Source organism: Psychrobacillus sp. FSL H8-0483 (genome assembly GCF_038637725.1).
In the GTDB taxonomy this organism is placed as follows: domain Bacteria; phylum Bacillota; class Bacilli; order Bacillales_A; family Planococcaceae; genus Psychrobacillus.
In genome coordinates this window covers 3,601,546-3,625,142 of the sequence record NZ_CP152052.1, presented here as the reverse complement: position 1 = coordinate 3,625,142, position 23,597 = coordinate 3,601,546, and the positions used below count along the sequence as shown (strand labels likewise).

Genomic DNA, 23,597 nt, shown 5'->3' with positions numbered 1-23,597 from the left:
TGCGTATATAGATATGAACAGTATTTATATGAAAACCTTATTTAACTGGGGAATAGAAGATATATTTGTCCTCATTTTTAGACTTGAGTGATGGGCGGAATGAGGTAATTCTTTTTACATCGCTTTCTGTGAAGCTGTGTAATTCACAATTAATTAGTAAAGATATAACCACTTCTCAAAATTAGAGAGGTGGTTATTTTTTATGCTGTTGAAATTTGCTTATCAAGACTTTTTAGCTGACAGAAAGTTTAAGAACATAACCCAGACAAACATTAAGAACTATGAGATGACTTTAGGACAGTTTATCAACTATTGTCTAGAACAAGGTGTCATTAACATTGAAGAGGTTGGTCATCATCATGTACGTAATTATTTACTAGATTGTCAAGAGAGAGGGAATAAACCGAATATGTTTTTACAGATGAACAGATATATCAGATATTAGCTTACTATCGGAGTTTAAGTCGCAAGGAGAAGAGTTATTTTAGTTATCGTGGCTACTTGTTTTTGTAAGAATCATTTTGTATAAGGGAATGAATATGTATTCTTGAAGCGTGATAATACACAGATGACGGATAATTCAATAACACAACTGTTTAACAACTTAGAGACTCATGAATTTTAAAGATGTTCGTGTGTAAGCACATACTTTTAGACATTCTTTTTGCCATAGATTAGCCATGAGTGGTATGACAGCCTTTGCTATACAGAAGATGATGCGCCATAAAAACATCAATGGGACTATGCGATACGTAGCTTAATGGCGAAAAATACTCAATCTGCCCTTACATTTTGTCAATCTTTTCATACTGTATTAGTAGGGACAAATAATAAGGAGTGGATTTTTTGGGTATAAGGCTATCCAACGGTGCGATCATTCCCCTCGCATCAGGAACAACAATCGAAGTGTCTACAAACCAATTTGGTAACACTTTTTTTTCTTCGACGATCGGCTTTGGGGCAAATGGTACTGGTTTTATTAGTGAAGATACGTTTTTTATTAACCCTTCTGCGTTAAGCCCTAACGTAGCTTTTCCTGTCCCGCGCGACGGAACAATCACAGCTGTTTCTGCATTTTATAGCTATTCCGGACCAAGTAATGAAAATAATGAAATCGATTTTGATGTAACTGTAACGGTTCACGCACAAATTTTTGCTGCACCTCCAGGGACCGATACATTTCAGGCACTTCCAGACACATTGATCACATTTGATACAGGCATTACTCGTAACACTCCAGTTGAAACGACTATACCCGGCATTATCAAAGATCTAAGTATACCTATCGTAGAGGGAACCCGTTTATTGACGGTCTTTTTTGCAACATCAACTCGCACTATCCCAACAGCCAATCTTCGTACGGATATTATAGGGTTTGGCAGTGCCGGAATCAATATTGTTTAAAGAGAGTTGGGTATGATAGGCTCGTAACCTTAGTTTCTGCCTTTCAAGACAAATCGTACCCATTTAAGCCGCTGCAACCCTTGATATATAGGGTTTGTATGTAATGTGAAAGTGAAATGCTAACATAGTGGATTATAATTGAGGCTTCTCATTAGTTGTGCAAACTATTGGGAAGCTTCTTTTTTCATTTCTTTTGTCACGGAAGATAGACATTCTTGGTGATTTGATCATCTGAATGGCCGGGTTATCCATGATTTGTTCGAGTCCTACACAAAGGAGGTGACCCTGTTGGTCACCTCTTATTTGTGGTAGGGATGATTAATATTGATGTGATATACTCGATATATCTTTTTAAATAATATTGTTGTCTTAAACCGAATGTTCATATTACTTATAGTTATTGTTTCATCAGAAATTCAAATCACACTTAAACCTTGTATTTAGTATGAATCGATCGATTGCCTCAATAAATATTTATAATATAAAAATTAAGGAGAATTACATGGCCTGGAGTAAATTGAAGCAAAATCTGGAGAGTTTTCTCTGTCCTGCATTACATGGAAGGGTTGAATACCGTGCAACCGGCTACCGTTATTTACCTGATAAAGCAGGACTTTGTTATATTGCGGTAGATAAAAAGAATGTACTCAATATGAGTGATATAACTACCTTAATCAGATGGTATCAGACGGAGTTGGAAATTAAGAATGATTCAGATATCCAAATTCCTATCAGCAATGAGGAAATTGAAACGGTAAGAAAAGAAACCAAGGGGATAGTTCCGGAGGATCGTCTACAAGTAATTGCAAGGGGGAGAAAATTATCAGAATATGCAAAGGAGCTTTTGTCAGCGCAGTCATCGTTAAGTAAATCAAATTTTATCGTTGTAGCTAATAAGTTTTTATCCACTTCTATAGAGGAAAGCATAGAGAGCGATGATATCCTATTGAATATTCTAGCTTTGGTGGACAGACGGGTTGGAAAAAAACGAATTTTAAACATGACCGAGAAGATGAAGTTAAAGCATCCAATTGTGCAGTATTTTTATGAACTACGGCTTAGTACGTTATGATAATAAATAACTCATCACCTGAACATCACTTATTGCGAAAATTTATCGCCATATGATGTGATGTAATCAATGCTCAACAATCCTATAACGGCAGGGATTATAGACCTTAATATACTCTGGAAAAAAACCAGGGGTAACAAATGGGTAACATTTTCTGGGGTATGGGTCTAATATTAGAGGTTTTCCATGAGTTCTTTGAACTTTTGGGAAGCCTCTTTTTTCATATCTTTTGTTACATGTAAATACACATTTTTTGTTGTGTCTTCATCTTTATGTCCTAAACGTTCCATGATTTGTGGAAGACTTACTTCGGCCTGAGCAAAAGAGACGTATGAGTATGATGTAAAGAGTGGGGTGTCAATTCAGTATTTAAACTAGCTTTTTTTATACAGTTGTAAGGCTTCCTCAGAGAAGGGAAACGTTGATGTATCAACGATTTATAAAATCCTGCATAAACGATAAAAAATGAACAAACGCCAATCCCTTATCTACCAAAGGATTGGCATTTTTGGTTACTTCCTAAAATTGTCTTATGTTAACTAGTTTTGTATACTCCATACAATTCTTTACTAGATTTAGAAATCTTACTAATCGAATCATTCTTCGAATAGGAAAACCCTAAATAAATGAGTGGTTTTTCTGCAAGTTATCATTCATTACCTTATCTATAAAGGTTTTTTCATGCTATATCCTATTTTTACGTGTATCTTGGACACATCCCTCTCTAGACTAAAAGCGTAAAAATTGCCATTCCGACAGGATTATTTAAATTTCCTGCATTAAACTCGCCTACACGCATAGGAGCGGAAGGATTGGTAATATTATAAATTTCTACCGTGTCATCACCGTCATTTGATACATAAAGCGTGGTACCCGTAATAACCAATCCGTTAGGAACACTTAAATCTGTTGCACCAAACTGCCCTTGACGTATAGGTGCGATAGGCGTGGAAATATCATAAATTTCTACCGTATCATCACCTTGATTTACTACATAAAGAGTGGTGCCTGTAATCGCCAATCCGCGAGGATTATTTAAATCTCCTGCACCAAACCTCCCTTGACGTACAGGAGCGGTAGGCGTGGTAATATCATAAATTTCTACCGTATCATCACCAAAATTTGCTACATAAAGAGTGGTGCCTGTAATTGCCAACGCATCAGGACCACTTAAATCTGCTGCACCAAACTGCCCTTGACGTACAGGAGCGGTAGGCGTGGTAATATCATAAATTTCTACCGTGTTATCACTAACATTTGATACATAAAGCGTGGTACCTGTAATAACCAATCCGAAAGGTAAACTTAAATCTCCTGTACCAAACTGCCCTTGACGTACAGGAGTGCTAGGAATGGAAATATCATAAATTTCTACCGTGCTATCGCCAAAATTTGATACATAAAGCGTGGTACCTGTAATAACCAATCCTTGAGGATTATTTAAATCTCCTGCACCAAACTGCCCTAGACGTACAGGAGTGGTAGGCGTGGTAATATCATAAATTTCTACCGTGCTATCGCCATCATTTGCTACATAAAGAAATCTCACAGGACGAATACCCATCGATAATACCTCCTTTCTATAGATCTAGTACATAGTATGCCAAGGTAATGGATGCATAGACCATCGTAATAGTGTTGTTCTAATCATCATTGGATCATTTATTTATTCGATGTCGATGATTTTTAAGGTCATTCCACGTCGATCACACGACACATAAGATGAATTCTTTGATCGACATAAAATAAATACAGCATCCATTTTATGAATTATTTTAGTCAAGCATGATGAAGCGCCCTCGCAGAGACAATAAACTTTAATATATATATTGAATTGAATTTTTTAAATCCGGTGTTTGATCCATTTTTATAGATGAAAAACCACTTCTTAGATTAGAAGAGAGGTGGTTTTTCTGTGTTTGACTATGTTAAATTTTGTTGTTGATATATACAAATAAAGCAATAATTTCAAGGTTTTGAGTTAGTTTCACAGTACAATACAGTTCCATTATCCAAGTCGTTTCTTATCAATTTTCCCCAAAGCTGTATATGGTAATTGATGAACGAAGACGATATCCTTTGGTAATTGAAATTTTGCCACTCTTGGACGTAACCAGTCGATCAATGCTTCTTTGTGGAGACTCTCATTTGCACGAGGTTGAATAAATGCTTTCAATGTTTGCCCGTATTTTTCGTCACTAATTCCTATAACGGCCACATCTTCTATGAAAGGATGGTGAATCAATACTTGTTCGACGTCAATTGGGTAAATATTGACTCCTGCTGAAACGACCATATCATCCGTTCTTCCACATAAAAAGTAATATCCATTAGAGTCTCGGTAACCAAGATCGCCGGTTTTGATCCACGGACTTTGACCATTTTTCATGGACCATTTATTTTTAATATAAAATTGCCCAATCTTACCGTCCTCCACTTCTTTATTGTGATGGACTATTTTTATTTGAACACCTTTAATCTCTTTTCCAATTGTGTGGGTGGAGTACTTTAAATCCTGGGGTGTGGCGATTATATTTAAACCGGCTTCTGAAGTACCATACAGATTGTACAAGACATCTCCTAATTTGCGAGAAACCTCTTCGACAAGTTTCGGATTAAGCTTGGCACCGCCAGAAGCGATGCAAACAAGAGATTTTAAATCTTCAACACTCGTTTGTAACATTTTATGTATCATTAACGGTACTACAGTAATAACCTCCACATTGTGTTCACGAATGAGACGACATGCGTTTTCAGCATTAAATCGATCATTTATCACCACTTTTTTTCCTAATGCAATAAATGAAAATAATATCGCAATGCCATAGCCGTGATAGATAGGTGTAGCGATATAGGCAGTATTGTAAGTTAATAGATTTAATCTGTTCAGTAATGTTGAAAATGGATTTAAAAAATTTAATATAGAGGGTTTATGAGTAACCTCTTTAGATTTTCCTGTAGTACCGCTGGTTAGCAGGATAATTTTACTCGTGGAAGACCTTAGGATTTTTTGATTTTTAGCAACAGTTGTATGGAGTAAATTATTTATAGCTGGCAAGGTGTCATGATAACTTAGGATATTTGCTTTACTATATGGTGATTCTTCCATGTAAGCATTTAATTCATAATCATATACTAGTAAGTTAAAATGATGCTCTTCTACTAATTGATTAAATTGCGATTTGCTCATTTCCGAATTGAGTAAATAGATGTCAGCTCCTAGACGAGAAACAGCAAAAATAGATTGAACTAAGGATACGTGGTTTTTACATAAAAAAGCGACTCGATGTCCCTCTTGTATGTTATAACTCTCTTTCAAAACCATAGAGAGCTTTTGACATTGGGCGGATAATTGCTTATAGCTCAAGGTTTCATTCCCATCCACTAACGCGATTTTATCGCCATATGTTCTTTCTGCAATGTTTAACAAAAGCATAATGTTTATACCTTCTTTATATATAGAAGAAATGAATCGATACAGTCCAAACGGAGAGAGTAGGTTGATCTTATGTAATACTTGTAACAGTTTAACGATCATGCATTTTCTCCCTCTCTTTTCTTAACATCTTTGGAATGAAAATCTCCCATAAACCTCGACCAAATAAGGACCCCAACTGTCCGAAAATTAACCACCAGGGCTTGTATATTTTTCTTTTCGTGTACATGGATCTAGCAATAATTTTCGCCACATGGATTGAGCTCATTGCCGGTACATCTTGATAGGAGGCAGTGGGCTCAATCATCGGAGTCCTCACTAATGGCAGGTATATGGATGTGGTCAATATTCCCAGTACATTTAATTCAGGTGTGGAGGATCGAAACCACGTGTCAAAAGCAGATTTAGATGCTTGATATGCAGCCCAATATGGTATTGGGATTAACAATGCGTTTATTGTAGATACGTTGATCACATGACCTTTATTTTTCTCAAGTAAAGGGATAACGGACAATAGTAATTGAACGGGTGCAAAGTAATTGATCGCCATCGTACGAGTAAAATCATGATAACGGTCCAAAGATTTGCTGATGGGGCGATGTATGGATAATCCTGCGTTGCTAACTACGATGTCTATGCCTCCCGGTAGCTGATGAACGAACGCCAATAAACGTTCCATTTCTTCGCTGTTTCTTAGATCAGCACGAAAGACACTGACTTTGGCTTCTCCTTTTTCTAGTTCCTTTTTAATCGTTAAAAGCTGCTCCTCTCGTCTAGCCACTAAGATCATATGTACATTTATGTTTGCTAATAAATATGCTAGCTCTTTTCCTATTCCAGAGCTCGCACCAGTAATAAGGATGGTTTTTCCTTGTAGTTCGCGCCTAAGCTTTTTTTCATTGAAAGCGGTAGAAAGAAATAATATGCCTTCTAAGAAGTTATATTTGTGCATCTTTACAATTCCTTTTCCCTTCTTTATTGTTTGCAGTTCCTAATAAATAAAGAATTTTTAAAATATTACTATTTTCAGTGTAACATTTATATTTCGTATGGGAATGGTCGAAATTGATTTAGCTGTTAACGAAATGGATCATCGAATTCAAATTGTTTCTACCACTTTCTTTAACTACATGTTTGTTATTGGGGAGAATCCGCTTGCTTTCATCGGGATATCTGACGAGCCTCCTCGGCTGAACCTGCGGGGTCTCGTCTGACTCGCTTCACCGCAAATTTATATGCCAAATAACAACAGTAAAATCCTCGAAAAGAGGATATAAATTAATACAGACATGCACCATCCACTTCTTCCTGGGATAGGTTATAGTATTCGGTTAAATACGAACGGAGAAAAGGGAATCACTACTGTTCTAAAATTAAATTTTATTTTGGAGGGATAAAAATGCAAATTTTTTACACCGTCCGCCCCAAGGATACGATAGATCAGATTGCAAGCCGATGGAAGATTCCAGTTGAGTCCCTTATTGCTGCAAATAATTTGAAAGCACCTTACACGATTTATGTTGGTCAGCAACTTTCCGTTCCTCCTGGAGTTGATGTCATACGAGTAAGGCCAGGGGATACTGTTTTTGAAATTGCTCAATTTTTTGGTGTCCCACAATCCGTTATCATCGAAGCAAATCAACTTTTTCCTCCATTTATCATTCAAAGTGGTCAGCTTTTGAAAGTTCCACCAGGCAACCCTTATTACGTTGTTCAACCTGGGGATACACTATTTCAAATTGCTAGTCGTTATAACGTAATAACAAATGGGCAAAGTAAACCTGAGCTGATTAGAGAGGTGAACAACCTTCCGTCCAATACTATATTCCCTGGGATGAGGTTATTCATTCCTTATGCTCCACCTGGGGGGCGAGGTTTAATTGCCTATGTATCTAAGGTAGGAGGAATCTATGATTTATGGTTATATAACCCTACGAATGGGGATAATAGAAAAATTACAAATGGTTTAGGAGAATCCTTTTCGATTCCTTTTTGGTCACCCGACAGTAATAAAATAGCCATTGTAGGAAAAAGTGAGATTCTATATGTTCTACACTTAATGGATGGTACCGTTACACTTATTGATCAATTTAGTGAAGGTTTAGGCATATATATAAGTTGGTCACCGGATAGTCAAAAAATAGCTTATACAAAACAGAATGATATAATCTTGTACAATCTCAACACACATCAATTTCAGAAAATAAACCAACCGGCTGCCACCGATGTCCAATGGTTTCCGAGCGGAACAGAAATACTTTTCCAAGCACCCGATGCGTCAGGAATTAGTCAGCTTTACCGTATGCGAACTGATGGAACAAGCAAAAGGCTAATAACACATAACACTGGTGGACTGCTTAATAATGTACGCCTTTCACCCGATGGATCGTATGTCCTTTATACAACTCCTGGTGCTAGCATCTCTATTATTTATACATTAGAAATTTCCACTGGAAGCATATTTGAAGTAAGGGGCGGACCGCTTGCCAAAAACTATTTTCCAGAATGGTCTCCTAATTCATTGACCATTGCTTATAGTGCGACTGCTTTTGAAGATGTTGGATACTTTTCTCTAATCCGAACAACAGGAAGGCGAGGAGAGGACGACCTGACAAGAGCTGTTTCGAATTGCTTTGCCACTCCTGTTACATGGTCACCAAATGGCAGGGAAATTGCCTATCTTTCGGGATGTTACAACCAAGGAATGGCTAGTGAGATGTGGTTGATTGACCTATTACATCCTGTACCGATTCGATTAATAGAAGGAGCACTCATTACATCCTTGCAGTGGTCACCTATGCCAATTTCACTTATGAAAAAAACTTTTACCAGCCTTGTATACAACGTTCAACTTCAATATCCTTCACATTGGGATAGAGTAACAACCGACAGATATGAAGGACTAGATGGCTTTTTTCAAGTTTCAGCTATTTCTTCAGATGAAACAATTAATGAAGTTTGCCACAATGAAGCATTCCATCAACTATCACCATACGGTTCCGAACCTCGGATTAATAAAGCACAAATTCAACAACAAGAAGCATGTTTTATTTTCCCGTCAGATGACCAACCTTCAGAAATGAGAGGTCAAGCGGCTCTCATTGTGCGGTATCCAAATCCAATTTCAATAGAAGGAAGTACCTACAACTACTTTATTTTGTGGGCAGATCAAAACCACATAAATGAAATTAGTTCTTCCCTTGTTTTTCTATGAGACATATATTATTTCACTACTCCTCGAGGCTTAGAAGTAAACACCACTAAGGTCCACTGGAATGATGTTCCAATGGGTTATAATAGAAGGCATGAGGAAATGTGTAGAAGGAGAAAGGTATATGGAAGATGAAGATTATACAAAGGAAGTAGAACAAGAACTTTACTTTTGGAAGCACAAAATGACCAGACGATCTGGTCGCATTAGCCGTGCAGCCAAGACTGTACAAACAAAGATTAATGGTCTTATTCCAGAAAAATTTCATCAAGTGATGACAGAAAGTATCAGAAACATGGTGAAAGCAACGCTCGTAGGCTCAAATATTACGACGAAAAAACGGTTACCATTAGAACTTAGCCTCTATGAGCGTGACGAATTACTAAAAGAAAAACTTTCTACTTTCAGAAAAACGGCTGTTATGGAAGGCGCTGGAACAGGGGCAGGAGGTATACTGCTTGGGCTTGCTGATTTTCCATTGCTATTATCTATTAAAATGAAATTTCTTTTTGAAGCTGCTGCTGTTTATGGATTCGATACGGACGATTACGAAGAACGGCTCTTCCTCTTGCATATTTTCCTATTAGCCTTTTCGAGTGAGGACAAACGAAAAGATACATTATGTATCATTGAAAACTGGGAAGAACAAAAATATTTAATAGCCGATATGAACTGGCGGGACTTTCAACAGGAATACCGGGAATATATTGATTTAGTGAAAATGTTTCAATTATTACCTGGAATCGGAGCAGTGGTTGGGGCGTTTGCCAATTATAATCTACTAGATCAGCTCGGAGAAACAACAATGAATTCCTACCGGTTACGTTTATTACACTCGGATGAAAAAAGGAGTTAATAGTATATACAAGAAAAAACACCTATTATCAGGTGTCCAGACTGTAGACATATTCGTTTTACAATGAATAGAGATGTATAAGAGAATCAGCGGTGCCTGCCACTTCGCTTTCCGTGGGCTTGGCTTCTGTCTCCTCGTCACTGCAAAGACACTGGACAAATAAAGTTCGGCCAGTGTCTTTCCAGCGGGGTCTTCAGCTCAAGCTATTCCCACAGGAGTCTCCGTGGCGGGCCCTGCCTTTTTTCAAAAGTTGAAAGTGGAAATTTAGACATTAAAGATAATAAAGTTGTTTAAAAAACGCCATTCCTGCTATTCAACAATAGGGCCATTTTATTGAATAAATCTAACCGTTTCTAGAGGAAAAGGTTAGATTGACGAGAGAAATTTTATTCACTCGTATTTTTTTAAAACAATAGCCGCATTATGACCTCCGAAACCAAATGAGTTAGATAGCCCTGTATTTATTTTCACTTGGCGAGCTACCGACGGTACATAATCTAGATCACATAATGGATCAGGATTTTCTAAGTTAATTGTTGGAGGAACTATCTGTTCCTTTATGCTCATTGCTAAAGCAATTGCTTCAACTCCACCAGCTGCCCCTAGCATATGACCAAGCATAGATTTATTTGCTGTTATTGGAATCTGATAAGCTTGCTTTCCAAACAGCTGCTTAATAGCCATAGTTTCAGAGATGTCCCCCACTTTTGTACTTGTTGCATGGGCACTAATAACATTAATTTCTTCAGGAGAAATATTGGCATTTTTTAAAGCTGATCTCATTGCAAGATATGCCCCTTTACCTTCTGGGTGTGTAGCTACCATATGGTGTGCATCTGAACTTGCACCATATCCAATGACTTCTGCATAAATCTTTGCCTTTCTACGTAAAGCATGAGATAAGGATTCAATCGGAAATTACAAATCCAAAAAAGGATCAATTAGAGCTTAGCCCTTCTTTAAAACGGATACTAGCTGAATTAACATATTGTCCGACTATCATTACGGATCGACATTGCCATATTGTGGGCTGGAATCCTGCAGTTGCTCATATTTTATTAGATTTTGAACAAATACCGAATGATCAAAGAAATTTGATTCGTTTAGTGTTCACCAGAAAAGAATTAAGATCATTGGCCGCCAATTGGGAACATTTTGCCAAAGGTTTTCTTGCCATTTTCCGTACCTATTATGGACACTATTTAGGTGATGAATGGTACAACCAATTTATTAAAGAAATGAGTCATTCTCATCCAGAATTCCAAGATTTATGGCTAGAAAGTCAAGTGAGTAAGGCTCCAGAAATGATAATTGAATTCAGACATGCTAAGGTAGGCAAAATGTTGTTTAATTTAACTTCTCTCCAAGTTCAAGGTGATATTGATTTACGGTGCAGTATCTATACACCAGTAGAGGAAACAGATACAGAAAATAAATTAATGCGATTAATGAAGAGGGTTTCCGTTGAAAATTAATAAAGTAATTTCGTTATTTCATTCTAGGGTGTGATAATGGAATAACATATAGATTTAAACGTCTTTATTGTTATATTTTTAAGTTCAGTGAAGTAACTTCCACCAAAAATTAAACAACTATATTTTAACCCCGTCCTTACTTAGATCGGGGTTATGACTGTTTGAGGTATAAAAATTAAAAAACTTTATTGTCACTTTAAAAATACAAAGTTTAATGGAGATGACTCTGTTTCAAAAGGAGAAGCGATAAAAATCATTATGAATTCTCTCACTTATTTTTATGCGGGTTACTATGATGAAAGAGAAAATATGAACCAAACTTTTGATAATATAGGTCTTAAACACCCGTTATATCACCCGATAGAACACGCAGTTGATATGGGAATTATTAAGCCAACTAGTAAGAGCTTTGATGTTGACTCTCCGATTAAAAGAGAAGAAATAGCAGCTTGGTATGTACGTGTTGATCGAGAAGTGACTTATGCAGAGTTGGCAGTTTCAACTTTTCGCCTAGCTCATGAAATATCTGACAAAAGAAATAGCCAAAATTATTAAAGTAGAGACAACTAGGCACTTGTAATGAGGATGTAAAGCGGCCATTTAAAAGCCTCCACCGTATGAGAACTCAAACGTGGAGGCTTTTAATCTGTCCAATTGTTTACAACTGATTGTTTACATGTTATCGATACGGACTGGCATGGCGGTAGTAGTAGAGAGTTTTTCAACTCTTTCATTTACCCCATGCCTTTTTATGTTCTGTACTTTATGATTGCGCAATATATATGAGTTATACGATTTTTTATCTTTCCAAAGATGTATACAAAGGAGCAAAAAAAATGCTATCCAAATTATTTAATAAACGTAAATTACAAATTTACGCACCTGTCACTGGAGTAATACTTACACTGGATCAGGTTCCCGATCCAGTTTTTAGTCAAAAAATGATGGGAGAAGGAATTGCGATAATGCCTATGAACGGTAATATTCATGCTCCTATAGATGGTACTATCACGCTTATTTCAGAAACTAAGCATGCAATCGGCCTTCTCTCAAATGATGGTACAGAAGTTCTCATTCATATTGGTTTGGAAACGGTTTCACTAAAAGGACAAGGCTTTACAGTTACTGTTAATACAGGTGATCGAGTTTCTGTTGGGCAATTACTTATTGAAGTAGATTGGGAGTATATCCGTGAGCATGCGAAAAGCATTATCACACCTATTGTAATTACAAATAGTGCAGAAAAAAACGTTCACCATGAAAGAACAAAAGAATGCCTTATAGGAGAAACAGTGATAATGGTCACTTCACCCAAGTAAATACTGTTTAAAGGGCTTCTATTGAGTTGAAATGCCTGTAGGCGAAGCCGCCTACGTCGCACTTCATTTCTATACGAAGAAACTACAGGGAGGTGGTTAACAGCAAACGGATCGAAAAACAGCAATCATTCTAGATAGGATTCAATTGTTCAAAGAACTAATTTAGCTACATTGCACAACGTATCGAACGTTTAATAAAGGAATTGCTATCATTTTATATCTTTTTAATTGATTACTAGAAAACTATGAATAGGAGTTGAGTAACAATGATGAAATATTTACAAAAGCTCGGGCGTTCTTTAATGCTACCTGTAGCAGTATTACCAGCAGCGGCAATTTTGATGGGTATTGGGTATTGGATTGACCATGATGGTTGGGGGGCAGGGAATGTATTAGCTGCCTTCTTAATTAAAGCTGGAGCCTCGATTATAGACAATATCCCAATTTTATTTGCAGTTGGGGTTGCACTAGGAATGTCTAAAGCTAAAGACGGTTCTGCAGCAATAAGTGGGTTAGTTGCATTTTTAGTAGTCACGACTTTGTTATCATCAGGTTCGGTAGCTATGTATCAAGGGATTGATGTAGCGAATGTTGACCCCGCTTTCGGTAAAATAGGGAATGCGTTTATCGGAATACTTTCAGGGATTGTAGCATCCATTATGTACAATCGATTTAGTCATGTGAAACTACCCGATTTCTTAGCATTCTTTAGTGGAAAACGACTCGTTCCAATTATGTCCGCTGTTTCTATGCTTGTAGTTTCAGGTGTGTTATTCATCATATGGCCTATTTTCTTTGGTTGGTTAGTTTCTTTTGGAGAAACAATAAGTGGGTTAGGAACGGTTGGAGCAGGGTTGTATGGATTCTTTAACCGTTTGTTAATACCAACTGGTTTGCACCATGCTTTAAATAATATATTCTGGTTTGACACCATAGGGATTAATGATATCGGTAAGTTTTTGAATGGAACTGGTGTCAAAGGAGTCACTGGTATGTATCAGGCTGGTTTCTTTCCAATCATGATGTTTGGATTACCAGCAGCAGCTCTTGCAATGTATCATACTGCTAAAACAAATAGAAAAAAACAAATTGCAGCTTTAATGTTAGCAGCTGGATTTGCTTCGTTTTTTACAGGTGTGACAGAGCCTATTGAATTTGTATTTATGTTTTTAGCTCCAGCTCTTTATGTAGTGCATGCTGTATTAACTGGTCTATCTTTGTTCATCGCTGCATCGTTTCAATGGACCGCTGGATTTGGTTTTAGTGCAGGGTTTATAGACTTTTCCTTAAGCTTAGCAAATCCACTCGCTAACCAACCTTATATGTTACTTCTTCAAGGTTTAGTATTTGGAGTCATTTACTATTTCTTATTCCGATACTTAATCGTGAAATTCGACTTGAAAACACCAGGTAGAGGTGACGATGAAGATTATGAAGATCAGGGCGGAGAAACAAGTACTACCGCAGAAAATAAATTCTCTGCTATGGCATCTCAAATTTACGAAGGTTTAGGCGGAGACACTAACGTAGTTTCTGTTGACTTCTGTGCAACTCGTCTACGTGTGGAAGTAAAAAATATGGATTCAGTAGACCAAAAGAAGATCAAGGATACTGGTGTTCCTGGTATTAATGTTGTAGGACCACAAAGTATTCAAGTAATCGTTGGAACAAATGTACAATTTATAGCAGATGAAATTGAAAAAATGCGCAAATAACATTAATTAGTTTTATATACCAGATTGAAAAAGCTGTTTAACAAGGATTATTCCTTCATTAAACAGCTTTTTATATAACTATTGGAGGTTGAATAATGGAAAAAACATTTAAAATTACTACTTCAGAAGGTGTACATGCCAGACCTTCTGCATTATTAGTTTCTGCTGTAACACCATTTATATCAAATGTAGAGCTTATTTATAACGGTAAATCTGCAAACTTAAAATCTATTATGGCTGTAATGACTCAATCTATTCCTACAGGATCAGTTGTAACTATTTCAGCTGAAGGTGCAGATGCAGAAGCATTAATGAGTAAGGTGACTAATGTAATTATTTCTCAGGGGATTGGCGAAGAATGTTAGAAATTAATGGGATCGCTGTTTCTAATGGCATCGCACTTGCAAATGCTTATTGCTTAGTTGAGCCTGCTTTGTCTTTTGAAAAAGTTGAAATTAGTCAGATAAATGCTGAAATAGAAAGATTAAAAGATGCAGTTGCAAAAACAAAGCTAGAGCTAGAAGTAATACGTGAGTCAGCAAGACTCAAGTTTGGAGAAGAGAAAGCAGCAATCTTTTCTGCACATTTGCTAGTATTGGAAGATCCTGAAATGTTTTCAGCAATTGTAGGGAAGATAAAACAACGAGTTAATGCAGAATTTGCTTTAGATGAAGTGTCTACGATGTATATTGACTTGTTTGAGTCGATGGAAAGTGATTATATGAAGGAACGAGCTGCAGATATTCGAGATGTTGCCAAAAGATTACTAGCTCATTTATTACATATAGAGCTTCCAGATTACAGTCGATTATCAACAGAGGTTATTATTGTTGCGGAGGATTTAACGCCTTCTATGACAGCACAATTAGATAAGCAATATGTGAAAGGAATTGTCACAAATATTGGCGGAAGAACCTCTCACTCGGCTATTTTAGCACGTTCAATGGAAATTCCAGCCGTCGTAGGAACAAAAACAGCGACGAAGAATATCAAGCATGGTTCGTCGGTTATTGTTGATGGAAAGAGCGGAAAGATTATTATTGATGCAACAGAAGAAGTGAAGGAATTTTATCTTGCTGCACAAAAGGCTTTTGAACAGGAAGGGGAGTTACTCCATCCGTATATTTCGCTTCCAAGTGTTAGTGCAGATGGTCATCACGTTAAGATTGTTGGTAATATTGGTACGGCAGAAGATATTGATGCTGTTGTCGCAAACGGTGGGGATGGGGTAGGTTTATTTCGTACAGAGTTTTTATATATGGATCGACAAGAACTACCTACTGAGGAAGAGCAGTTTACTGCTTATAAAAAAGTTCTGGAGAAAATGGAAGGTAAACCTACTGTCATTCGTACATTAGATATAGGTGGAGATAAGGAGCTGCCTTATTTAAACCTATCAAATGAAATGAATCCGTTTCTAGGTTATCGAGCAATTCGATTATGCTTGGACCAACAAGATATTTTTCGTACTCAATTACGTGCATTATTAAGAGCAAGTGTATATGGTAATTTAAAGATTATGTTTCCTATGATTGCAACGCTGGATGAATTTAGGTCTGCAAAGGCATTACTGTTGGAAGAACAACAAAAGCTTATAGATATTGAAATTCCTGTTTCTGAAAAAGTGGAAATAGGAATGATGGTTGAAACTCCTTCGGCAGCAATCATTGCAGATTTATTTGCAAAGGAAGCCGATTTCTTATCTGTTGGTACGAACGATTTAATTCAATATACATTCGCGGCAGACCGTATGAATGAAAGAGTTTCCTATTTGTACCAGCCTCACCATCCTGCAATCTTAAGACTCGTTAAAATGGTGATAGATGCAGGGCATAGTAATGGCAAATGGGTAGGAATGTGTGGAGAAATGGCAGGAGATGAGGTAGCCATTCCCATACTGTTAGCACTGGGACTAGATGAATTTTCTATGAATGCATCATCCATTTTAAGTGCACGTTCTCAAATTGCACGATTATCTAAGGAAAAATTAAAACCTCATATGGAGCATATATTAAGTTTAATAACGGCAAGAGAAGTAGAGGAGTATGTAAAAAATAATCTTATTTAAGGACACTAAAGTTAGTTGAAAGAGGACCTTTCATTCTTGACAGGTCTTTTTCTATGTATAGATATATGTGTGAAAAATACGCTGAGTATTTTCCTATCTTGGCTTGCATAATCAAGGATCAAATGCAGATTAATATACTTTTTTATTTGATGATTTCAAAAGTTGAAAGTGGAAATCTGAAGATGTTGTGATCAATCAATGTTTCTCGGAATATCTGATAAAAATAACGGATTGACTATCCCATCTCATCAAGTGAAAAGGCTTTATTTGTCCACTTTTCTGTTTATTGAAGTCAAAAATAAGCGGAAGGCGGCGACTCCTGCGGGACAGCGAGACAGTCCGAGATCCCCGCATGCCGAGGAGGCTCGGCGCTCGCCCACGGAAAGCGCCAGCCTGCAACGGAATCACCTAGATGTTATATTAAAAAGCGAGTTGTTGAACGACTTGTCGTTCAACAACTCGCTAAGAGATGATTAATAATCTTTTTCAGATGCCTCATTATCAGGTTTTTTTTTATTGTAAAACACATTTATACAGTTGGTAAAAGTATACGATTGGTTTCTTTAATATGCTCAGTTAGCAGTTCGATTTTATTCAATACATCAGAACTGTTTTTTTGTTGTTGGTCCAGTGTTGCTTTCACATTCGTCTCTAATTGAACTTGAGTTTGCGTGAATAGATCTAACAAGACTTGGCTAGATGAAGCAGAGATTGCCTGTACGGAATGGTTAATTTCTTCGACTTGACTCATCCAACTGGACAATAATTGGCTAACTTGATCGTTATTAATTGTCTGGATCGTGTTTTGTAAATTTGCATTCAATTCTCCTGAGATACTATTTTTTTCTTCTTCGATCTTACTTAACGCCTCTCTAGTAGAAGTTAGTACGTCTTTCTGGGTAGTAGCGAAAGTTTGTAGAGATTTTTCTGCAAGTTCTGTTTGAAAAGTGTGAAGTGCTTTAAAGCTGTTCACCCATCCATCCAAGATTAAATCTACTGCGTTAGGCATTTGTTTTTTCGTTTCTTCATTACTCATAAAATCTTCCTCCTTTTAATTGTAAACGCAAATTTTTTAGCTATATATGATGCATGCAACTAAGTGCATTGGTACCGTTCTTTACTGCTCCACATCCAAGTCATTTGAGGGCTGTTTGTAAGGAAATAATGGTTGATACAAATTGAAAAACTGATTAATCATATTTTGGTAACTTGCAAGAGAATTTGCCCAAACCTCTAGATACTGTTCACCTGCGGTTGTAATCGAATAAATACGTTTGGCAGGTCCATCAGAGGCTGTATCCCACTCAGATGTAACTTTTCCATCCTTCTCCAGTTGCCGTAAAATCCTATAAAGATTTCCTTGATCCACCGCATTGAACCCAAATTGTGTAATCTTTTGCATCAACTCATAGCCGTGGGAATTCAAGTCCCGAAGATGGAGAAGCATGATTGGAATAAGGAAATTTTTCGGTGTACCTAAATTAGAAATTTTCCCATCATTCATTGTCTCCTTGTTTATATCCACCTGTTATCACCACCAATCAAAAAATGATCATACATGTAATGTACACATATGGACGGAAAAGTGTTCCTACATGTAATTTACACATAAGGTCAAAAGAATATGACTTTGAAATAAAAAATTATAGATTAATAAATTTCTGTGCATAAGTAATAGCACATATTCATACAGTAGTAGAGTCGTTTAATAGGAACGACAAAATAACCACTAAATATAAGTAGGGAGATGAGACTTTTGACAAAACCATTGCCATTTGATCCATTCACTATGTGGAAAACTTTTTATGAACAAACCGAAGCGAACTGGACAAGTGCAATCCATGAAACGTTGAAAAAAGAATCTTTCTCTGAAGGAATGGGAGAGACCTTAAACTATTACCTTCAAGCCCAAGAACTTAAAAATGATACAACTGAATCCTTCCTAAAAAGTGTCAATATGCCAACGCGGAGTGAGGTTGCAGATATTGCATCGCTCATCATTAACGTAGAAAGCAAACTGGATACACTAGACGATAGGTTTGATGAAGAAATGAATCAACTAATAAAAGCTGTTTCCAATCTAGATGAAAAATTAGATAAGATATTGGAGCTTTTAAGTAATTGAATAAAAAAATAAAATTAAACGATTATTGGAGTGTGTGTCTATGTCTTTGAGTCTAGCTCAATTAACAGCATTAAATGCAATAACAAAACCACTTGAAGGTAAAGTCGCAGTGGTAACAGGTGGATCACGTGGTATTGGAGCTACAATAGCTAAAGTCTTAGCAAAGAATGGCGCATACGTTGCAATCAATTATCAAACAAGTATCGACCGTGCAGAGGCTGTCGTAAAGGAAATTGAAGACCAGGGTGGTATTTCATTTGCATTCAAGTCTGATGTATCCAAACCGGACGACGTAAAAAGCCTGATGGAAGAAGTAAAAAATCGTTATGGTAAGATCGATATTCTTATTAATAATGCTGGAATTACAAGAGACCGTACATTCCGTAAACTGTCCAATGAGGAATGGAGCGAGGTTATCGATGTTAACTTAAGTAGTGTGTTCTATACAACTTCTGAAGTCATCAATTATATGTTGGAGCAGGGGTATGGTCGAATTATTAATATAAGTTCAATCATCGGACAAGTAGGAGGATTCGGGCAATCGAACTATGCAGCTTCAAAAGCTGGGATTATCGGTTTAACAAAGTCCTTAGCCTTAGAAACTGCTAAAAATGGAATTACAGTCAATGCTGTGTGTCCTGGGTTTATTGAGACCGAAATGGTAGGAGAAATGCCTGAAAATGTTTTAGAAAATATTATTTCAAAAATACCGATGAAGCGTTTAGGGCAAACAAATGAAATTGCAGAGGCGGTATTATTCCTTATTCAAGCCAACTATATTACAGGTCAGTCGATCAATGTGAATGGCGGCTTATATATGTAACCTGTAATTTTATATATATGACTAGGGGGTTCTCCAAAAGGAGACCCCTCTATAATGTGTTTACTTATGAGGAGGAAAACAATGGGGTATCCTAATAGTAAGGAAATGGATAGTTGGTTAAATACAATGCCGGAAGAGGTTAAAACTAGTTATCAACGCTATCAACGTGTCATGGATGTTCTTACGAAAGAACCTGATCCAATTGTTGGTCAAACCCCAAAAGAAGTTATTTGGACAAAGAATAAAGCGAAACTTTATCGCTATCAACCTCAGATGAAGAAAACGAACAGCATTCCTATTTTAATGATTTATGCATTGATTAATAAGCCGTATATACTGGACTTATCTCCTGGTAATAGTTTAATTGAACATTTGACCAATCAAGGTCACGACGTTTATTTACTTGATTGGGGAACTGCCGGTTATGAAGATAGACATATGAAGTTAGATCATTATATTTTAGATTACATTCCGCGAGCTGTTAAGAAAGTGTTGAAAACGTCTGATGCAGCTGAAATCAGTTTGTTTGGTTATTGTATGGGTGGGACGATGACTTCCATTTTTGCTGCCCTACATCCAGAGTTACCGATTCGTAATTTGGTATGCATGACAAGCCCTTTTGATTTTTCAGATGCAGGATTATATACAAACTGGTTAGATGAACGTTACTTTAATCTTGATAAGTTGGTTGATACACTTGGGATAATTCCACCTGATATGATCGATTTTGGAAACAAATTGTTAAATCCAATCGGTAATTTCTACGGACCATATATTAGTCTAGCTGATCGAGTGGATAATGAGAACTTCGTTAACAATTGGAAATTTATGCAAAAATGGCTATCCGATGGAATCCCTTTCCCTGGCGAAGCATATCGACAATGGATAGGTGAATTTTATCAACACAATAAATTAATCAATGACGAGCTTTATATAAGAGGTCGGAAGGTTGAGTTAAGCAAAATAACAGCAAACCTTTTAAATATTGCTGGTAAGAAGGATGTCATTGCTGCTCCCAAACAAGTAGAAGCGCTTAACACCAAAGTTTCCAGTAAGAATAAGACATATCATTTGGCGAACACGGGGCATGTTTCCATTGTAACAGGCCGTACAGCAGTTAATGAAATTCATCCTTTGATTGATAAATGGCTAACGGAAAATTCACATTAATTTTATTCCACAAAGGGTTTATCCCATTTGACTCTATTTCAAAATGATGCTATATTGGAAATATTCTAATTAAAGGTGTGGTGAAGTATGTCAGAAGTAGGTATGAACTAATACTATTTAGTTTAATAAGGCTTTGAATAACTGGTTTTATTCCAGTTTATTAAGATTGCCTTGTTTCGCAGTGTTTCATCACATTGCGAATACCTACCTTAAGACTGCTTCCTTTTCCATATATTCGTTTAACATTATGTGTTGACGAAGAGCGTGGCGGGATTTGTCCTGTCACGCTCTTTTTCATTCTCTATGACCACATACTTATGTTGACGATAAAAATGCCTTGTGACGAACAAGGCTTATGCCCACAGGAGCTTTCTACCCATTTTACGGTTTCCATTTTTTATCCGTCAAATGGAAAGGTAGGAGGAATCTTTGTGGGCATTTTTTTTCATTATTGAAGGAGGATTACACATGAATACAATGACATATGAAAAATTACAATATAACGAACTAAAAGAAATGGTGAAATCCCATTGTGTCAGTAGTTTAGGAAAAGACTTACTTGATAAACTACAACCAAGCACAAATAGTAAGGTTGTTAAAAATAGACTAAATGAGACATCCGAGGCAAGAAGTTTATTGGATGCAGAAAGTCATCTGCCACTTAAAGGTATTTCAAATATAAGCCATCAGATGGAGAAGCTAGAAAAAGGAATGATTCTCGGTCCATCCGAGTTAGTAGCTATATCTGATTTCTTAAGAGGCTGTAGAGTAATAAAGAAATTTATGATGGGGAAAGAATTTTTTGCTCCTGTCTTACATTCCTATGCTTATTCGATGATGGAATTTCAAAGTATTGAAGAAGAAATTAATCACTCCATTAGAGGTAATAGAGTGGATTCGGAAGCTAGTAAAGAGCTAAAGCGAATTCGAAATCATATTGCGAAGACAGAAGAAAAAATAGAAGAACGATTAAATAAATTTTTGAAGAGTAGTGCCAATAAGGAATATATTCAAGAATTCTTTATTAGTAAAAAAGATGACCGTTTTACGGTTCCTATAAAAGCCTCTTATAAAAATCAAGTTGCTGGAACGATTATTGAAGTCTCTTCTAAAGGGTCCACTGTATTTATTGAACCAGCTGCAATTTCAAAGTTCAATGCGGAATTAGCAACTTTGAAAGCAGAAGAATCGATGGAGGAGTATCAAATTCTAGCCACTCTTTCAGGTAGTATTCTCGAGGAAACGAGACAAATCAACATCAATATTGAAATAATTGGGCAGTATGACATGATCTTTGCAAAAGCAAAGTTTAGTAAAAGGATAGATGGTATTGAGCCAAAGCTAAATAATCATGGCTATATCCAATTGAAAAATTGTAAGCATCCTCTTTTGTCAGGAAATATTGTGCCATTAGACTTTGAGATCGGAAAAGACTATCGTAGTTTAATTATTACGGGACCTAATGCTGGTGGTAAAACGGTGGTACTGAAAACAATTGGAATACTAACACTAGCCGTCATGTCAGGTTTTCATATTGCAGCCGATCAAGGTACGGAAATAGCAGTTTTTGATAACCTATTTGTTGATATTGGAGACAATCAAAGCATTGAAAATTCACTCAGTACTTTTTCCTCTCATATGAAAAATATCTCAGAAATTATGAGTGCATCATCGAATAACACACTTCTTCTTTTCGATGAAATCGGAAGTGGTACTGAACCCAACGAAGGCGCTGCTCTAGCTATTGCCATCCTCGAAGAATTTTATCAAATGGGATGTATAACAGTTGCGACAACTCATTACGGGGAGATTAAACGTTACTCCGAAATTCATAGTGATTTTATGAATGCTGCTATGCAATTCAACAGTGAAGTATTAGAACCAATGTATAAATTATTAATCGGTAAGTCAGGAGACAGTAATGCACTTTGGATTTCTAAAAAAATGAATTTACGTGATAAGGTACTGCAAAAAGCACAACATTATATAGACAACAAGAATTATGACTTAGACCGTGTAAAAGAAAGTAAGATAAAAAGGCTAATACAGAATACTCATAAAGAAGAAGCAACTTATGAATTCGAAGTGGGAGACAGAGTAAAACTCTTAGAACAAAATGATTTTGGAATTGTATATGAGAAAAAAGATAACCTCCATAATGTTTTAGTATTCTATAAAGAAGAAATGGTAAAAGTGAATGCAAAAAGGTTGAAACTAGAAGGAAAAGCAACCGATTTATATCCAGAAGGATACGACTTGAATTCTTTATTTATAAGTTATAAAGAACGAAAATTTCAACATGACATGGATAGAGGATCAAAAAAAGCATTGAAACTAGTTTCGAGAGATATAAAGAAAAGGCTTAGTGAATAGTGTATTTGTTATAATTTAGCACTATTGCTGGGGTTGAGTATATCCAAGGAATTTTGGGGAAAGAATAAGTATTGAAAATGAAAAAGGAGGTAGCTTCAATGAATGCACAACGAGCAGAAGAAATTGTTTTTTCAACAGATATGATTAATGTAACCTATAATGGAGAAAATATTTATATTGAGCACGTGGATAAAGATAAGGGATTAGCGACTATCCATTCCCTTGATGAACCAACTAATAAACAAAGTGTTTCAGTAACAAGCTTATATGAACAGTAATTTAGTCATGAATTTTCCTCTTAAATAGAAACATTTAATATTGCGCCTCATTGTTAGAGACAAACTAACATTAGAGGTGCAATTTTTTATGATTTCTAAATCAGAAAATTATGGTAAAAAAAGATAGATATCTATTATCTAGTAATATATAATTATCTTGATAGGACAGGCATTTGTCCTATTCGAAAAAGGCAAATTCATTGAAAGATGAAGACGCAAAGTCTCAGACCTAACGCCGAATGGTTATGGTGGCTGGACTGCCGAAGAATATG

20 protein-coding genes, 3 pseudogenes and 1 riboswitch are annotated in these 23,597 nt (G+C 36.4%); of the genes and pseudogenes, 16 read left to right on the top strand and 7 right to left on the bottom strand.

All coding sequences use genetic code 11. The features are described from left to right. Positions 1-202: 202 nt before the first annotated feature. The 3 genes from MHB48_RS17590 (at position 203) to MHB48_RS17580 (ending at position 2,476) form a co-directional block, all read left to right on the top strand. Positions 203-445, top strand: coding sequence for a hypothetical protein (locus MHB48_RS17590; RefSeq protein WP_342599176.1), 243 nt, complete (start codon positions 203-205; stop codon positions 443-445). A 401-nt stretch (positions 446-846) separates the two neighbouring features. Then, positions 847-1,404 (top strand): hypothetical protein, encoded by a 558-nt coding sequence (locus MHB48_RS17585; RefSeq protein ID WP_342599175.1) that lies wholly within the window; start codon positions 847-849, stop codon positions 1,402-1,404. 502 nt (positions 1,405-1,906) lie between these two features. Further along, positions 1,907-2,476 (top strand): hypothetical protein, encoded by a 570-nt coding sequence (locus MHB48_RS17580; protein WP_342599174.1) that lies wholly within the window; start codon positions 1,907-1,909, stop codon positions 2,474-2,476. A 173-nt stretch (positions 2,477-2,649) separates the two neighbouring features. Here MHB48_RS17580 and MHB48_RS17575 read toward each other — a convergent pair. The 4 genes and pseudogenes from MHB48_RS17575 to MHB48_RS17560 form a co-directional block, all read right to left on the bottom strand. Next, positions 2,650-2,864: pseudogene (locus MHB48_RS17575) on the bottom strand (tyrosine-type recombinase/integrase); the annotation flags it as partial. Between the two features lie 336 nt (positions 2,865-3,200). Next, positions 3,201-4,040 carry a beta-propeller fold lactonase family protein gene (locus tag MHB48_RS17570; RefSeq protein WP_342599173.1) on the bottom strand — a complete coding sequence of 280 codons (840 nt, stop codon included), beginning with the start codon at positions 4,038-4,040 and terminating at the stop codon, positions 3,201-3,203. 444 nt (positions 4,041-4,484) lie between these two features. Further along, positions 4,485-6,014, bottom strand: coding sequence for an AMP-binding protein (locus MHB48_RS17565; RefSeq protein ID WP_342599172.1), 1,530 nt, complete (start codon positions 6,012-6,014; stop codon positions 4,485-4,487). After that, on the bottom strand, positions 6,004-6,864 hold the full coding sequence (locus MHB48_RS17560) for an SDR family NAD(P)-dependent oxidoreductase (RefSeq protein WP_342599171.1): 861 nt from the start codon (positions 6,862-6,864) through the stop codon (positions 6,004-6,006). Before MHB48_RS17560 ends, MHB48_RS17565 begins: the two co-directional genes overlap by 11 nt. Positions 6,865-7,311: 447 nt before the next feature. On the opposite strand from MHB48_RS17560, the gene MHB48_RS17555 reads away from it, so the two are divergent. After that, positions 7,312-9,126, top strand: a complete 1,815-nt coding sequence (locus MHB48_RS17555; RefSeq protein ID WP_342599170.1) for a LysM peptidoglycan-binding domain-containing protein — start codon at positions 7,312-7,314, stop codon at positions 9,124-9,126. Between the two features lie 121 nt (positions 9,127-9,247). Continuing rightward, on the top strand, positions 9,248-9,979 hold the full coding sequence (locus MHB48_RS17550) for an EcsC family protein (protein WP_342599169.1): 732 nt from the start codon (positions 9,248-9,250) through the stop codon (positions 9,977-9,979). Positions 9,980-10,369: 390 nt separating this feature from the next. Here MHB48_RS17550 and MHB48_RS17545 read toward each other — a convergent pair. After that, positions 10,370-10,891 (bottom strand): annotated as a pseudogene (locus MHB48_RS17545) (beta-ketoacyl-[acyl-carrier-protein] synthase family protein); the annotation flags it as partial. On the opposite strand from MHB48_RS17545, the pseudogene MHB48_RS17540 reads away from it, so the two are divergent. From MHB48_RS17540 to ptsP, 6 genes and pseudogenes are all read left to right on the top strand, one after another. Further along, positions 10,891-11,454, top strand: a pseudogene (locus MHB48_RS17540) (transcriptional regulator); the annotation flags it as partial. The pseudogenes MHB48_RS17545 and MHB48_RS17540 overlap by 1 nt on opposite strands. A 258-nt stretch (positions 11,455-11,712) precedes the next feature. Continuing rightward, the gene (locus tag MHB48_RS17535; RefSeq protein WP_342599168.1) at positions 11,713-12,009 is read left to right on the top strand and encodes a hypothetical protein; all 297 of its coding nucleotides are present in this window, start codon (positions 11,713-11,715) and stop codon (positions 12,007-12,009) included. 281 nt (positions 12,010-12,290) lie between these two features. Beyond that, entirely contained in the window at positions 12,291-12,773 is a 483-nt protein-coding gene (locus MHB48_RS17530) for a PTS glucose transporter subunit IIA (protein WP_342599167.1), read from the top strand. A 266-nt stretch (positions 12,774-13,039) separates the two neighbouring features. After that, complete coding sequence (nagE, locus tag MHB48_RS17525; RefSeq protein WP_342599166.1) at positions 13,040-14,488, top strand: N-acetylglucosamine-specific PTS transporter subunit IIBC; 1,449 nt, start codon at positions 13,040-13,042, stop codon at positions 14,486-14,488. 95 nt (positions 14,489-14,583) lie between these two features. After that, positions 14,584-14,853, top strand: a complete 270-nt coding sequence (locus MHB48_RS17520) for an HPr family phosphocarrier protein (protein ID WP_342599165.1) — start codon at positions 14,584-14,586, stop codon at positions 14,851-14,853. Continuing rightward, entirely contained in the window at positions 14,847-16,556 is a 1,710-nt protein-coding gene (gene ptsP / locus MHB48_RS17515; protein WP_342599164.1) for a phosphoenolpyruvate--protein phosphotransferase, read from the top strand. The genes MHB48_RS17520 and ptsP overlap by 7 nt, the downstream gene beginning before the upstream one ends. A gap of 529 nt (positions 16,557-17,085) precedes the next feature. Here ptsP and MHB48_RS17510 read toward each other — a convergent pair. Both MHB48_RS17510 and phaQ read right to left on the bottom strand, forming a co-directional pair. Then, a complete protein-coding gene (locus tag MHB48_RS17510; RefSeq protein WP_342599163.1) occupies positions 17,086-17,592 on the bottom strand; it encodes a hypothetical protein in 507 nt (168 codons plus the stop codon). A gap of 81 nt (positions 17,593-17,673) precedes the next feature. Continuing rightward, positions 17,674-18,060, bottom strand: coding sequence for a poly-beta-hydroxybutyrate-responsive repressor (gene phaQ / locus MHB48_RS17505; RefSeq protein ID WP_342601421.1), 387 nt, complete (start codon positions 18,058-18,060; stop codon positions 17,674-17,676). 243 nt (positions 18,061-18,303) lie between these two features. Between phaQ and MHB48_RS17500 the strand changes: the two genes are divergently transcribed. From MHB48_RS17500 to MHB48_RS17480, 5 genes are all read left to right on the top strand, one after another. Beyond that, positions 18,304-18,681 (top strand): polyhydroxyalkanoate biosynthesis repressor PhaR, encoded by a 378-nt coding sequence (locus MHB48_RS17500; protein WP_342599162.1) that lies wholly within the window; start codon positions 18,304-18,306, stop codon positions 18,679-18,681. 40 nt (positions 18,682-18,721) lie between these two features. Next, entirely contained in the window at positions 18,722-19,504 is a 783-nt protein-coding gene (gene fabG, locus MHB48_RS17495; RefSeq protein WP_342599161.1) for a 3-oxoacyl-[acyl-carrier-protein] reductase, read from the top strand. An 81-nt stretch (positions 19,505-19,585) separates the two neighbouring features. Further along, entirely contained in the window at positions 19,586-20,674 is a 1,089-nt protein-coding gene (phaC, locus tag MHB48_RS17490; RefSeq protein WP_342599160.1) for a class III poly(R)-hydroxyalkanoic acid synthase subunit PhaC, read from the top strand. 468 nt (positions 20,675-21,142) lie between these two features. After that, positions 21,143-23,047, top strand: a complete 1,905-nt coding sequence (locus MHB48_RS17485) for an endonuclease MutS2 (RefSeq protein WP_342599159.1) — start codon at positions 21,143-21,145, stop codon at positions 23,045-23,047. A 98-nt stretch (positions 23,048-23,145) separates the two neighbouring features. Next, entirely contained in the window at positions 23,146-23,325 is a 180-nt protein-coding gene (locus MHB48_RS17480; RefSeq protein ID WP_340923704.1) for a small acid-soluble spore protein H, read from the top strand. Positions 23,326-23,505: 180 nt separating this feature from the next. After that, a riboswitch (cyclic di-GMP riboswitch) is annotated at positions 23,506-23,590 on the top strand. Positions 23,591-23,597: the final 7 nt, after the last annotated feature.